At 45.1% G+C, this 14972-nt stretch carries 10 protein-coding genes and 5 tRNA genes; 3 read left to right on the plus strand and 12 right to left on the minus strand.

Annotation, left to right across the window (positions count from 1 at the left end; all coding sequences use genetic code 11):
- The first annotated feature begins 58 nt into the window (after positions 1 to 58).
- Positions 59 to 1498, plus strand: coding sequence for an ATP-binding protein (locus DKW60_RS06350; protein WP_181389601.1), 1440 nt, complete (start codon positions 59 to 61; stop codon positions 1496 to 1498).
- Positions 1499 to 1802: 304 nt separating this feature from the next.
- Here the strand turns inward: DKW60_RS06350 and DKW60_RS06355 are convergent.
- The 6 genes from DKW60_RS06355 to DKW60_RS06380 all read right to left on the minus strand — a co-directional run bounded on the left by DKW60_RS06355 (position 1803) and on the right by DKW60_RS06380 (position 2533).
- Positions 1803 to 1877, minus strand: a tRNA-Glu gene (locus tag DKW60_RS06355).
- 30 nt (positions 1878 to 1907) lie between these two features.
- Positions 1908 to 1982: transfer RNA gene (locus tag DKW60_RS06360), tRNA-Glu, on the minus strand.
- A gap of 20 nt (positions 1983 to 2002) precedes the next feature.
- A tRNA-Glu gene (locus DKW60_RS06365) sits at positions 2003 to 2078 on the minus strand.
- A 37-nt stretch (positions 2079 to 2115) separates the two neighbouring features.
- Positions 2116 to 2190: transfer RNA gene (locus DKW60_RS06370), tRNA-Glu, on the minus strand.
- Between the two features lie 15 nt (positions 2191 to 2205).
- The gene (locus DKW60_RS06375; RefSeq protein WP_109836824.1) at positions 2206 to 2424 is read right to left on the minus strand and encodes a hypothetical protein; all 219 of its coding nucleotides are present in this window, start codon (positions 2422 to 2424) and stop codon (positions 2206 to 2208) included.
- 33 nt (positions 2425 to 2457) lie between these two features.
- Positions 2458 to 2533, minus strand: a tRNA-Ala gene (locus DKW60_RS06380).
- 299 nt (positions 2534 to 2832) lie between these two features.
- Here DKW60_RS06380 and DKW60_RS23620 point away from each other — a divergent pair.
- Together DKW60_RS23620 and DKW60_RS06390 are read left to right on the plus strand one after the other, a co-directional pair.
- Positions 2833 to 5478 carry a sugar-binding protein gene (locus DKW60_RS23620; protein WP_181389602.1) on the plus strand — a complete coding sequence of 882 codons (2646 nt, stop codon included), beginning with the start codon at positions 2833 to 2835 and terminating at the stop codon, positions 5476 to 5478.
- A 106-nt stretch (positions 5479 to 5584) separates the two neighbouring features.
- The gene (locus DKW60_RS06390; RefSeq protein ID WP_146203439.1) at positions 5585 to 7285 is read left to right on the plus strand and encodes a hypothetical protein; all 1701 of its coding nucleotides are present in this window, start codon (positions 5585 to 5587) and stop codon (positions 7283 to 7285) included.
- 31 nt (positions 7286 to 7316) lie between these two features.
- Here the strand turns inward: DKW60_RS06390 and aroE are convergent, their stop codons facing one another.
- From aroE to DKW60_RS06420, 6 genes are all read right to left on the minus strand, one after another.
- Positions 7317 to 8150, minus strand: coding sequence for a shikimate dehydrogenase (aroE, locus tag DKW60_RS06395; RefSeq protein ID WP_109836826.1), 834 nt, complete (start codon positions 8148 to 8150; stop codon positions 7317 to 7319).
- Positions 8151 to 8152: 2 nt separating this feature from the next.
- Positions 8153 to 9166, minus strand: coding sequence for a porphobilinogen synthase (gene hemB / locus DKW60_RS06400; protein ID WP_425451304.1), 1014 nt, complete (start codon positions 9164 to 9166; stop codon positions 8153 to 8155).
- Positions 9167 to 9243: 77 nt separating this feature from the next.
- Positions 9244 to 10377, minus strand: coding sequence for a glycosyltransferase (locus DKW60_RS06405; RefSeq protein ID WP_109836828.1), 1134 nt, complete (start codon positions 10375 to 10377; stop codon positions 9244 to 9246).
- Complete coding sequence (locus DKW60_RS06410; RefSeq protein WP_109836829.1) at positions 10374 to 11558, minus strand: GNAT family N-acetyltransferase; 1185 nt, start codon at positions 11556 to 11558, stop codon at positions 10374 to 10376. Before DKW60_RS06410 ends, DKW60_RS06405 begins: the two co-directional genes overlap by 4 nt.
- Positions 11558 to 13183 (minus strand): glucosamine inositolphosphorylceramide transferase family protein, encoded by a 1626-nt coding sequence (locus DKW60_RS06415; protein ID WP_109836830.1) that lies wholly within the window; start codon positions 13181 to 13183, stop codon positions 11558 to 11560. The genes DKW60_RS06410 and DKW60_RS06415 overlap by 1 nt, the downstream gene beginning before the upstream one ends.
- 57 nt (positions 13184 to 13240) lie before the next feature.
- Complete coding sequence (locus DKW60_RS06420; protein ID WP_109836831.1) at positions 13241 to 14869, minus strand: EAL domain-containing protein; 1629 nt, start codon at positions 14867 to 14869, stop codon at positions 13241 to 13243.
- Positions 14870 to 14972: the final 103 nt, after the last annotated feature.

A 14972-nucleotide genomic window follows, 5' to 3' on the forward strand; every position in this document is an offset into this window, starting at 1 on the left:
TGGAAGCATAAAGAAACCAATAATTTCCAACGTAATAAACTCTCTCAGATGGCGTCAGATGGTTTCATCACTTGTCATCGTGGCTACAGGTATAGCCGGCACCGGTGCAGTCTATTACTATTACAAATACGAATCCCTGTTTCTCGCAGAGAGCAAACAGATGGAGCAGGATGCTTACAAGATTATTGGCTCGATAGAACTCGAAGCCGAAAGTAAGCTCTTTGTATTAGGTAATTATGTCGACGAGGACAACTTTACCGAACATCTAAGAGCCCGTGGCTTCTCTGACACACTCAATGAGACAGGCATTACTTACTATGCCTATATACAAGAGCTAAAAGAACCCAAAGGCATCTACTGGTCACACCTTCACCCGAACGAAGAACCTAAAACTAACGAATCACCCTACAGCACCTGGAAGAAGCGGGATTTCCTTCTTTTCAACATCAAACCACTTGTTGATGACACACCATACGCAGGAATTCTGGAAGCCAGTACTGCAGCCGGAAGAAACCCTGGCAGTCGCTCCAAACTAAAAGGCGCAAGATTTATTGTATACGCCAGGCGAATTGCTTTTGAAGACGACGCTTTCCAACTGGTACTCGCTAAATCAACCGAAAAGCTAGAAAGTGACCAAGATGAACTGGTAAAAAGTATTCAGGCATTGGTATTGGTCACTACCCTGCTGGTGCTTCTTGCCCAGCTTGCCGGAAGCTATATTGTACTCTCTCCGATTCGCCGTATTGAAGACGAAATTAAACTGATCGAAGCGGGTGAAAAAGACTTTATTGAACATGAATACCCTAGCGAACTTAACCCGGTTAAGAGTGCAATTAATACACTCATTAATGCAGAGAAAGGCCAAAAGAAGCGTTATCGTGACGCCTTAGACAATCTTGCTCATGCATTAAAAACACCGCTAGCTGCGCTTCAAAGCTCCTCTGAGCGCTCCGGTGAGAATGAATCAATCAACCAAACATATGTTGATGAACACATACAGCGCATGAACGATATTGTTGCCTATCAACTGCGCAGAGCCGTTGTTAGCGACCACAACGCAATCGTCAAACTAGAAAGTCTGCGCCCTATCGTATTCCGTCTTCGGGATTCATTACTCAAAGTCTATTTCGATAAACAGTTCACGCTTGATATCAACATTGACGAGTACGCAAGATGTCGCGTTGATTATGACGACTTAATGGAAGTATTCGGTAACTTACTCAACAATGCATGTCGCTTTTGTGAATCAAAAATTGCCGTAACTGCTACGCAAGATGTCGATTTTCTAATTGTTGATATCGATGACGACGGCATGGGATTCCCGGACAACAACCCTTCCCAATTACTGAAACGTGGCATGAGAGCTGACAGCAAAACAGACGGCCAAGGCATTGGTTTAGCGGTTAGTGCCGAGATTGTGGAAAACGCAGGCGGAAAAATATCACTACTAATGTCACCGTTCGTTGGAGCCCGCGTCAGACTTCATTTACCGGTCTGATCGGCCACAAGCTATACACCGGAACATTTAATGAGGAAGTGACTCGACCCAAAGTCACTCATTTTCAAAGCAGTACTGTCATTACAGACCACGACATTCGGTGACCAAAGCCAACCCAATATGTAACACATGATGTTTAGCGGCAGTTTAGCCTAACTGTATAAGTTATCATCTGGATACACATCTACTTGATCAGAGGGCAAGGAATCTCACGGATTACACTGCATCCAAATCACAACGTAATAACAGAATGATGATAGAGGGCATCGAGTGGATTTTTCCATCGCTTCGAAAAAAGCTCAGATGGTGTCCCCACGGGGATTCGAACCCCGATTACCGCCGTGAAAGGGCGATGTCCTAACCGTTAGACGATGGGGACTAAATTGTAGCAAACTTCAAACTGTTGACATGGTGTCCCCACGGGGATTCGAACCCCGATTACCGCCGTGAAAGGGCGATGTCCTAACCGTTAGACGATGGGGACGTATGTCAATTATATTCGCATGGCGTCCCCACGGGGACTCGAACCCCGGTTACCGCCGTGAAAGGGCGGTGTCCTAGGCCACTAGACGATGGGGACAGCGAATCTAATTTTAAGCAGAGAATTGAGTACTAAATGGTGTCCCCACGGGGATTCGAACCCCGATTACCGCCGTGAAAGGGCGATGTCCTAACCGTTAGACGATGGGGACACTGAAATAGTAGCGTTACAACGAATCGTTGAACTTTTCTCTTTTATCGGGCGTACTCATTAATGTTGCAGTAAAACCTGCGAAGCCGATCACAAAACCAACCGGTACTAACATCAAAAATAACTTTGCCCATTCATCAATGTCTTGAAACATAAGTCCGAATCCGGCAACTAAGCCAATCAGAGTCAGAATCAAACCAAGGATAAATAAAAAACGGCCTATTTTTACAGCCATATAATTCTATTAACCTGTATTTCAGCAGTATATTGGTGGAGCTAAGCGGGATCGAACCGCTGACCTCTGCAATGCCATTGCAGCGCTCTCCCAGCTGAGCTATAGCCCCAACTACCGAAGAAGCGCGAATTCTGAGGCATCATTACTAATCTGTCAAGCCGATTATTAAAAAAATAACGTTTTGTTCAGTTAGATAAATCTCGGCTTAACTCCAGCTGTATACAATACAATAGCTTAGCACTTTTCACCACTAATCAGAAAGCAAAAGACAGCAGCGACATTGTTGTTATACTCAGGTCTGAATAACAATAACTAAGGGCCACAAAGATTGGATATTCGGTAGTTTCTCTTCCCGAGAAGTGACAGCTACCCCCGACTTTATGTACCCGACTTGCTTGGTAAATAATAATGAGAATAAACATAAAGCCACTCGGTAAAGTGGGCGCCCTTGGCTTGGCGTGCCTATTACTTCTACCGTTTTCCCCCAGTATGGCTGGTTACAATAACTCTTTATCTCCAATGGGAATAAATACTAACGAGGTAATGGACGATGATGCCAGCGCTCCATTCGTCGATGTATTCCGTGGAAGTACCCCTTTTGAAGAAGCACGTCCCTGGCTAACTAAAGGCAATATTGCCTATGATAAAAACGGATGGCCCATTCGTCTGAACGGCGGTCAAGTCGGTGCTCGTTTCATCAATAAACTACCTGCCGGCACTATTCCGGATGGTAAGTACATCGTGCTCTATGATGGAGAGGGTAAACTTCAATACGGCAATGATGCCAAGCTTATCTCCAAGACCAAGGGACGCGAGGTGATCTCGATTATTGCAGGTAGTGATCGCGAGATTCGTGCCACCCTGCTCATTATGGAAACCAACGTTAAAAACCCTATCAGAAACATCCGTATCCTGATGCCGGGCGGTATTTGTAGCAACAATCCATACAAGCGAGTTTTCAGTCAAAGTTCATGCCGCGGCTCGCAGTACCTGTCTTTTGAGAAGCATTACTCGCGCATCATCTTCAATCCAGACTACCTGAATTACATGAAGGACTTCAAAGTGCTTCGTTTTATGAACATGGCGGGTATCACGCGTAACCCTATAAAGGAGTGGCACAAGCGTCCCTTGATGACCCAGTCTACATGGGGTGGTAAGCCGACAGTTCGTGGAGCACCTCTGGAAATCATGGTCGAATTGGCGAATCAGAGTAATGCAGACGCTTGGTTCTCATTACCTCATGCGGCTAATGATCATTACCTACGCCAGTACGCTCAGTACTTACGCAAACACCTGAAACCTGGCCTTAAAGCGTATATTGAGTATACCAATGAGGCCTGGAACACGATTTTTGACCAAGCTCATTACATGAAGGATATGGGCCTGAAGCTTGGACTGGATACTGACCGCGACAAAGCGGGCTATAAGTACTATTCGATGCGCTCAGTTCAGGTATTCCGCATCTTTGAACAAGAGTTCGGTGGCACACAACGCCTGGTGCGTGTAATGGGTAGCTGGACGGGTTATACCAAGCTTAGCAAAATGTTGTTGAGTTACCGTGATGCTTACAAATACACCGATGCTTTAGCAATTGGTCCATACTTTTACGGCAGTCACAGTGCGTTGAAGAAAGTAAGATCAGTCAGTGATGTCTTCAAGATGATTTATGATAAGTCACTACCCTACTCCATTCCGGGTGTAGAAAAATTAGTGCGCTCTCATGCCGATGTTGCTAAGAGCTATGGTGTCAGCCTGATTGCTTATGAAGGTGGCCAGCATCTGGTGGACTGGAAAAACAGAGATATCAAACAGGCTCCAACCAAGTACTACATCGCAGCTAATCGTGACTGGCGCATGGCTAAAGCCTATAAAGACTTCTTAGATAGCTGGAAACGTGCCGGCGGTGAGTTATTCGTTAGTTTCTCAGCACCACGAACCTATCAATGGTTTGGCAGCTGGGGAACCCGTGAGTATCTGACACAATCTGACAGAAACGCGCCGAAACACCGCGCGATTCTAAGTTTCATTAAAAACAACCGCTGCTGGTGGCGAAACTGTAGTAATGCTCAAATTGCTCGTTTGCCTAAGCCTGCGAGAAACCCAGATCGTGGTGTCTATGAGACGGTTATCTCTAAGACAAACATTAAGTACAAACCACCAGCGAAGAAGCCTACACCTGCCCCTGTTAAGCAAGCAGCAAAGCCGGCACCAAAGGTTGTACCTAAGCAGGCTCAACGAGCGCCAGTGGTTATCCCACAAAGAACCGCGCCACAACCTGTGCGTCGTCCTGCACCGGTCGTTGCTCAAAAGCCAGTGCAACGTGCAGCACCTCCAAAGCCAGTACAGAGACCTGTTGTTCAGCGTCCTGTCGCGCCACGAGTTGCTCCTGCACCTGTCAGCGCTCCGGTTCAAAGAGTCGTTCAGGCACCACCTGCACCAGTGGTTATTCCTCCAAGACCTCGTGTTGTAAATCAGCATGACGGAATAATCAGACAGCGCAGACACGGACGTGACTGGCACATCCAGCCGACTAACCAGCTACGTAATATTGTTGGCGGTAGTATTGCTAACGGACAAGATCTGGCGGCAATTTGGCAAACCAGTTGGGATAACCGTCATCTGCATATCCGTGTAGATACAACGGATGACCGCTTTGTGAAAGACTCAGCGACTCCCTGGAGTGATGACTCAATCGAAGTGTTTGTAGATGCTGACGGCTCCCGCGGCACACGATTTGACGGTCGTAATGACTTTCACTTCATCTTCCGCTGGCGTGATCATCAAGTCAACCTGAGCCAAAGCTCACCTCGCCGGGCAAACCTGGGTGTAATTCAGTCCATGACACGAAACAGTAAAGGTTATACGCTGGAGGCATCAATTCCTTGGAGCACTCTGGGTGTTCACCCACAACAAGGTGCGATTATCGGCCTTGAAGTTCAGGTGAATGACGATGACACAGGTCGTGGCAGGGACGGAAAGTTAGCGTGGTTCTCCCGTGATGACAACGCATGGAGAAATCCACAGAACTTTGCTCGCATGTTACTTGCAAACTAAGCCCGACAATAGGCACTCAGCTTTAGACGCTGAGTGCCTATCATTCATTGAATTCTGGGGCTAGCTCAAAGATAATCGACACATCCTACCTACGACGGTTATCCCTTTGAGAAAGCTCACCAAACTACTCTTGATGCTTGCGGTTTTAGCAGGTCTGACACTCATAGCTTACTTGGTTTATACCAAAGTCTTGCGTCCCGACAGAATACCCCATCAGCCCCCCTCTCCCGAGTCGTTACAAAATCTGCTACCACAAAAAAAACACACCCGTCATTTATTAGGCACTAACACCAATGAACTCAGAGAGGACAACGCCAGTATTCCTTTCATCGACCTGTTTAAATCATCCATACCTTTTGCAAATACACACCCATGGTTGAGTAGCAAGGATGTTGAATATGACAACGATGGCTGGCCACTTGAGCTTAATGGTGGGGTTGCAGGTACCAAATTTTTAAATCGACTACCAAAGGGTACTGTGCCTGACGGCGCTCAATACACCGTGCTATATCAAGGCAAAGGGACAATCAATTATGGCAATGACGCTCGCCTGATCAGTCGTCACAACGGTAAAGACATTATCCGTGTGAGTGCTGGAGCGGATAATATATTAAACGCATCTCTTATCGTACAGAGCATGGAACCAAGCGACCCTATTCGCAATATTAGGGTGCTGCTACCGGGGGGCATTTGTCAAAACAATCAGTTTAGACGCGTTGATAATGCCTCTCAGTGTAAGAATAGTCAGTTTCTTTCATTTGAGAAATACCATTCCAACATTGTCTTTAACCCAGACTACCTGAACTTCATGAAAGACTTCCGGCTAATTCGGTTTATGAATATGTCAGGCATGACCCGCAATGCTATCGAGTCTTGGTCAGACCGTAATCGTCTATCCAAAGCAACCTGGGCGGGCAAGGAAGGACAACGCGGTGCTCCCGTCGAGGTGATGGTGGCACTGGCAAACCGTCTCAATGCCGATGCTTGGTTTGCTATGCCGTACAAAGCCAGCGATGAATATGTGACCCGCTTTGCAGAGTATGTCGCGCAACATCTAGACCCATCACTCAAAGCCTATATCGAATATACCAATGAGGCCTGGAATAATATTTTCCCCCACCGACGATATGCAATCGACAATGGTATTGCACTTGGCCTGGATAAACACCCTGAGACCGCGGGTATTAAGTTTTATGCCAAACGAAGCACAGACATCTTCAAACTTTGGGAAAATGCCTTCAACGGCCGCTCAAGGCTGGTTCGGGTGATTTCCGGATGGTCAGCCAACCATAAATTAAGTAGCCAACTTCTGTCTTACAATCAAACACATCAACATACGGATGCATTGGCCATTGCCCCCTACTTTTACACTGATTTAGATAGCTTGCGTGCAGCTAAAAGCACTGAGGATATTTTCGATGCTGTGCTGGATAAGGGCTCGCGGTATGGTCTGCCTGCCAGCATTCGACAGATGCAACAGCAGGCAAAACTAGCGAAGGCGTTTGGCGTTGAGCTAATTGCCTATGAAGGCGGACAACATCTGGTCGATTGGGAAACCAGGACTGTAGATCAACACCCGAATCCACTTCTCTATTCCGCGAATCGTTCACCTAAAATGGGAGCCCTGTACACTGAGTACTTAGAAGCATGGAAACATGCAGGCGGTAAAACGTTTGTTCATTTCAGTGCGCCGAGGATTTATAGCTGGTACGGCAGCTGGGGAGCGAAAGAACATATCCGACAAGAACGCAGTGAAGCCCCGAAATACGATGCTTTACTGCGCTATCTTGAACAATATGAAAATTAATTTTTACTTGGTGGACGTGGAATGACTAGCGCTACTCTCCGGACAACTGCTCTGTGAGAGCAGCTAAAACAGGAGACGTATCCGGCCTTACACCTCGCCAAATCCAAAAGGATTCAGCAGCTTGCTCTACCAACATCCCCAAACCGTTGTGCACAGACCCTGCACCATTTTCTGAACACCATATTTCAAAGACAGTCTTTTGTGACGCATACATCATGTCATAGGCGTGACAGTTATCAGCCAAAACAGCTTTGCATAGTGGCGGCAAATCACCAGTCAGGCTAGATGCGGTTCCATTAATAATTAAATCGAATTCACCGGCATCGGCCAATGTATTGTAACCACTAACACTGATATTTGAATAGTGCTTAAATAACTCAAGCAGATCCTGTGCCTTCTGCACTGTACGGTTAACAATATGAATTTGGGACACGTTCTGCTCAAGCAATGGCTGAAGAACACCCCGAACAGCCCCACCTGCGCCCAAAATTAATACACGTTTACCAGACAAGTTCATACCCTGATTTTTAGTTAAATCGGACACTAAACCAACACCATCCGTATTGTCACCCCGAATGGTTCCGTCCGGATTGAAACTTAGTGTATTCACTGCACCGGCCAATCTGGCATGTTCTGATAACTCATCAGCCAAAGACCATGCGTCTTGTTTAAACGGAACAGTAACGTTCAGGCCCTTCGCCCCTTTTTTAATAAATGAGCGCACTGTAGTGTTGAAAGCATCCAGGGCTGAATCCATCAAAGCGTAATTAATGTCTTCATTTAATTGCTGCGCAAACTCTGCGTGAATCCACGGCGATTTGCTATGAGAGATTGGATGACCGATGACCGCATATTGATCTGACATATCTAGCCCTCTTGTTTCAACCAACGTGCAACATCCATGGAGAAATAGGTCAAAATGCCATCCGCACCTGCCCGCTTCATACCAAGCAATGCTTCAAGCACACATGCCTTTTCATCAAGCCAGCCATTTTGCGCAGCAGCTTTAAGCATCGCGTACTCGCCACTGACCTGATAAACATAGGTAGGGGCTTTAAACTCATCTTTAACACGGCGTACGATATCAAGATATGGCATACCTGGTTTCACCATGACCATATCAGCACCTTCCTGGAGATCCAATCCGACTTCATAAAGCGCTTCATCTGAATTAGCCGGATCCATTTGATAGCTGTATTTATTACCACTACCAATATTACCGGAAGAGCCAACAGCATCGCGAAACGGGCCATAGAAACTTGAAGCATATTTAGCCGCATATGCCATGATTCGGGTATTGGAGTGACCTTCGATCTCAAGCGCATCCCGTATATAACCAATGCGACCATCCATCATATCTGACGGTGCAACCACATCAGCGCCTGCTTCAGCATGAGACAAAGCTTGCTTGACTAATACACTGACTGTTTCATCATTCAGAATATAGCCGTCATCACCCATTAAGCCATCCTGACCATGTGAGGTATATGGATCTAAGGCAACGTCCGTGATGATACCAAGCTCCGGTACAGCCGCTTTTAGTTCACGCACCGCTCTTTGGACTAAACCGTCAGGGTTATATGCTTCTTCTGCATCCTCTGATTTCCCATCAGCTTCAACAACCGGAAATAATGCCATGGCAGGAATACCGAGTGAAAAAGCTTCCTCAGCTTGCTTGACCAATAAATCAATACTAAGGCGCTCCACATCTGGCATTGATGGAATCGCTTGGCGCTGGTTTTCACCCTCAAGGACAAAAACGGGAAATATCAAATCATTAGTTGTGAGTACATTCTCTCTCATCAAGCGACGAGAAAACTCATCTTTACGCATTCTGCGCATACGGGAGAACGGGAAATTTCCGGGGACAACTGGCATCATTTTCACCTAAAGCGAGATAAATTTAGGTTATCGATTAAGCCACAGGCAGAAAATGATGTCACCCGAATTTTAGTCTGCTAACTATTGTTAGCCGGAAGCACCTCTGGCGTTGGTGATGAAGACACTTGCTTATACAAAGCCTTGTACTTATCCCCCATCGCATCGAAAGAAAAGTTCTGCTTTACGTATAAACGTGCGCCGGCGCCTAATTGCTCACGAAGCTCCGGGGACTCGATTAAACGCTCAGTAAAGCGGGTCAGCTCTTCTTCATCGTCACCCACAAAGCCACACTGTTCGTGCTGAACCACCTCATCATTACCCGGAATATTACTGACAACTGCGGGGACTCCGGCAGCCTGCGCTTCCAGTAATGCCAGTGAAAGGCCTTCATATAAAGAGGTTTGTAGGAAAATATCTAAACCTGACACCACCTCAAGCGCACTGTCCCGATCAAGGAAGCCTGTTATAGTGACGCCTGCATCTCTCAAAGGCTGCTCATCATCTGTTTCGCCAGCACCAACCCAGATAAATTCAACATTGTCGTAATTTTTACTGATATTGTTAGCAATTGAGGCAAATACCCATGGTGCTTTCTGGTTTGAAATACGTCCCAATACACCAATCCGGACTTTCTCGTTACGCTTAGCATAGTCTTTTATCATGACCTGTTTGAGGTCAATCCCGTTACTGATACAAGCAAGTCGTTTGGCATTACCTTTGGTTATCTCATCTAAAATAATATCGTATTCACGCTTTGAACAAGCAATGATAGTTCCACCCATCCAATAGGCAACCAATTCCAAATACTTATAGATTGCACGCTTAACCGGCTGCTTGATCAACGGATAATGAATAGCATGGGAGGTATACAGGGTTCGTTTGTTTTGTCCAAGTAAGAAACCAGCCGCACGCGCTAACACGCCACTTTTTGATGAATGCCCGTGAATCACATCCGGCTTTATACGTTTAATTTCCTTGGTAATTCTAAACAGTGCTTTTATATCGGTTAATGGGTTGATTGCTCTACCCATTTGCACATGTATCAACTCCACTCTGGGATCAAAAAGACTTCTCCAATTCTCAGGCGTCTCTTCACGGAGTGAGTGAATAACCGTGACCTCATAACCACTTTCAACGAGGTTATTAGCCATATCAATCACCCAAATGAACACGCCGTGCGACATGGGCTCGATTACATGTACAACTTTCATTTTATTTTTTCCTTACCTCTACATGAGGCACTTTTATTGGGTGAGCTTAATTTTGATTGTGATTTCACCCGTTTAAATGTTTTATATAGATTAAACACACTCAAACGATAACGACTTGGTGTCCATACCAGCCGGTACATCGGGGACGCCTCAGCAGCGTACTGTTGCTTCTTGTAAGACTCAACATTGTCATCAAACATAAAGTCAAAACGCTTGTCTTTCTCAACCGCCGCACCAATTTCATTGCACACCAGATAGAACAATGGCATATAACGATTAGCATCTTTTTGATAAAAAGCACTTTGGTAATAATGCACCTGTCCTTTATCCTCAAAAGCATAATAACTACTCATCGGCTGACCATTTAGTGACAACGTTCGAATATATGCTTTACCTTTTGGCAACAATTTACGTAATATTTCCCGATGAAAGCGAATAAAGTTTTCAGATTCGAAGATTAAAAAATCCGCACGACCAGACCAGCGGTCACAATGCATATCTTTGAGAATATTTATTGCCGACTCGATCGAGTCTATCTCAACGGTATCAACTTCAAGTAAGCCGTCCTTGCTAAACAGACGGTCTTTTTTACGATAATCTTTTTGCCATCTTCTCGCTAACGTACTTAGATATGCTTGCTGATTTTCACAGGGAGGAACCTGATAACGATAACCATAGGGATATAATTGCTGATTGACGCGACTTGACTCGCCTTTGAAGCATCTGAAAATGAGTGAGTCTTCCAGCAGGAAATCAAACTCAGCAAAATCCCAGCGTTTTTGATGTACTGAGACAGCGGACTCCACCGCCTTAATCACTGCATCCTCGTAACCATCACGGATGAGCAAGTCAACAAACGGAGTAGCAATGCTATCTTCCAGAGGCTCACCTGAGGCAATAAAACGAAGGGTTTTACCTAATATATAAGTATGTGGATATTTCTTCTCAATTTGAAAAGGCGCTATCCCGACAAGCTGATCTGCGTCATAAAAACAGAAGATGAATAAATCGCGCGAGTCGCACTCACTGAACGTAGACCACCACGTATACAGCCAATCCCAACAATTAAAAATCGTTGCTCGCTCTGAACTGTCATAGAGCTCACCCCATGATTGTTCCAATGCGTTGAACTCTCTGGGACAGCTCACTAAACGCGTGTTTAAACTAACATTAATCCCCATCAAAAGAGCCTTTTAGTTTTAACCCGCAACGCGTCAGAAGCTGCGATGTGTTCATTAAAATTGAGGGTATGCAATGCCGTCAATTTATCATCCCAATCAGGATAAGACTGATAAACCAACGTTTCCTCATACCGCTCGGTATTAAGCTCAATCACTTTATTCACATTGATACCTGCACCATATTCACCGGCACAATCTTGCGAAACCCTGTACAGCTGCTGATCTTTTATAAAGAAATTACCACCAGGCCTTGCTCGAGCGGCTCTGTTTATCACAGGACTCTGGCTGTGCTCTTGCCAGTCAGTACTAAGCGGTGAATCAGCGTAAAAAATATGCAACGCTTGGCAACCTGACAAACCAGGCTCTGGTACTACCGTTGCAAACAGCCACCAATGCCCATCGTGCTCGATTAATGTCGAATCGTAGGCGTGTATGTTGCTCATCAAGGTTTGGTGATGTCCCCATTGGTAAGGAAACGCTGTACAGCGATAAACATCTATGGTGCCGTGATCACCTGACTCAGGAATCATGTAATAGGATGATTCATATTCGAAAACATTTGGATATGAGAGGTGGTGATCTTCCTGAAGAATGATGACAGGGTCACTATGTGTGCCATCAGAAAATACCTCCATGCAACTTAGGTGACCACGCTCTGTTGCAAAAGGCAGCTCTTCAAAAAACACATAATTCTTATTATCTTGTGAAATCACAAAGGGATCAGCCCAGAAGCAATCATCGGGCGGACTCAACTCCTGATAGCCTGAAAAGTCTAATACTTCATTATCACCAGAAGCACCGTAATTGAAATGCTTAATTAGCAGAACCCATTGTTCTGTGTGTTGATATTTTTGTTGAAACTTTTGTTTTATATGACCGCTTAATCGCAAGATAGCTTTGCTTGTATCAGTCACCGAAAGATGTCTGCGATCAGAATTCACTGGTCGACCAATTAGACTAGCCCCATTTTTTTGAGAGCAGTTATCGAGAATGCTCAACGTTTCAGCTGATGCATCGTCGACTTGCTTCAAGAACCGAATCGCTTGCTGCCACAAATAAGCTAGCCAAAACCAATATTGATACAGATTACGTGTCAGCGAGCCACTATTCAGACTATGAGAGGCCTCTGCAATGACTCCGTCACCACCACTCTTGGACTCAGCTAATACCGACAAACACACCTCAGTTTGCCCTTGAATATATTCATGAACAGCTAATCGCTGCGACCGCAACTCACCACCTTTGGAAAATAAAGGTGTTAATACACACAAGGCAGCCATGTCGATACACTCAGACGCTGCTGAAACTTCAGAAAGATTAATCAATATATCGACATTAATATCGACACTTGAAATGGTGTCAAAGAAATGGATATCGCCAGTCAGCGTCGCTATATCTACCAGATCAAACGCACTGACTTCACAACTAAAGACCTTTCCGTCAAGGCGATGTAATAATGAGATAGACTTATCAGATGTGATCTGCGGCAGGCCGAGGATAATTATTTTCCGCACATCAACCAATCCCCATTCAATCAATGACTGAATAAGCTGATACTGCCAGCGCCAAACTGTGGTTGAACCAACAATCAGACCTGCTGAAAATCCATGAGGAAAGTGAGCCATAAGGTAGTCAGACTAGTTATTTTTTGTTATGCAACTTGCTATGGCACAATTGTACGTCTAGGCACAATCCTGAGCAGTTTTTTCCTGACCAAAGGAAGCACCTGACAGTACGAGCAGTCTATTCTGAGATTTCTGAATTGCATGAGGAATAAACACTGAAACCCCTCTTCCTTCTATTTGCTGAACGAACCTGGACAAAAACATATTGCCGTCAGGTTTTTCTTTCAAAACATCCAGCCACTCTGAGTCTAAGAATACAACCTCAGGCTGTATACGCCGGTATAAAAACAACGGTGTGGTATCCACTGAAAAGTTATTTAATGCAATTTTACAACCACTTCTCCTGAGCACATCGATCACTTTTTGAGTCTGCGGAATTCTATTCATAGAAATTTGGGCATCAACCAGTAACATCAACTGGATGCTCTTACTCTTGAGCAGTTGTAACATTTTAAACAACCACATCACCGACTCTGTATCAGTGATCATGCCCACACTCAAATTAACCAGATACACCCGCTCATTACTGCTTTCATGCAGTAACTCATCACAGACCATTCGATACAACAACTGATCCCAGAATTGTCCGTATATCTTAGGATTTGAGGACACTTCAGGCATTTTTCCTAACAGCGTATTTATCTTTTTGAATTCATCCGGCATGACGTCCAGATCGAGCAGCACATAATTTAAAGCGCCTTGCCCGCTGACATAGAGCTCTTTTTGACGTAACTGAACCAACTCATCATGCTGCAAAGCATCCAGCATCACATCAACATTGGTTTCCTTATACTTTTGATCACCGGACTTACTAAGTACACGATCGAATGGGTTTACCTGTATCGTGTCTGATTGCTCCATTGGCATATCCCAGACGTTCAATGACTTCGCCACAGGGATCATTTCCGGCTTAGAATCTTGTGGTAATTCTTCTACCCACATTTGGTAGCAACGCTGGTCCCGAATCACAACGGGTGACACATAAACCTTTGCATAAAACGGAGCGCCCGTAACACGCTTTAAGGTCAGCGTTAGCTCTGTTTTATACTCTGGTGATTGTCTGACTTCAGATAAGTAACTCGCGAAGATCTTATGCTCTTCATCATCGATCAACTTAAGTAGCGGAAAACGCTTAAACTCTTTTACAGAATCAGCTTTAAACATCACTAAAAACGGAATGTTCGCATGAAGAATTTTACCTTGGTGCAAGTAGGCAATCGCCACGCTACTACTATTGACCAACCTTGATGCGCGTCGCTCCGATAAAAAGAGCAGTGATTTACACCGGCGAAAATCGATCTTAAGACGCGTGTACTGCATAACGAACTGCAATGCCAGATAAAATTCGGCATGACTTCTGTCAAAAATAATTTTGCAGCTTTGCAGGTCGATCAACTCATCAGCTTGAAGCAGTGAGACCGGAGGCTCGATTAGCTCCACGACAATGCAATCAGGATTGTTTTTTTTCAGGACAGGATAAAGACTATCCAAACTGGCTTCAGGTTTTCGCTTAATGAAGATGGTATCGACTGAGCTTTTCAGAAGCACAGACTTGAACTCAGATGCACTGAGAGGCTGCTCATTAATACGCACAGTGTTGTCTACCCGCTTACAATCACTGATTAAGGCTGCGTGTTGCGGCACAGAAAGGCCGACGATCAGAATGTGTAGGGGAGACTTTTGCATACCCTACAAACTAATAGCATCAGAAATAGCCCGCAGCTTCCGGACGGACTATCGAATCAAGTTAGGTGATGAACTGTCATTCCTGACAGCTAACACAGCGGTT

The sequence above is a fragment of the Leucothrix pacifica genome, from assembly GCF_003172875.1.
Taxonomy (GTDB): Bacteria; Pseudomonadota; Gammaproteobacteria; order Thiotrichales; family Thiotrichaceae; genus Leucothrix; species Leucothrix pacifica.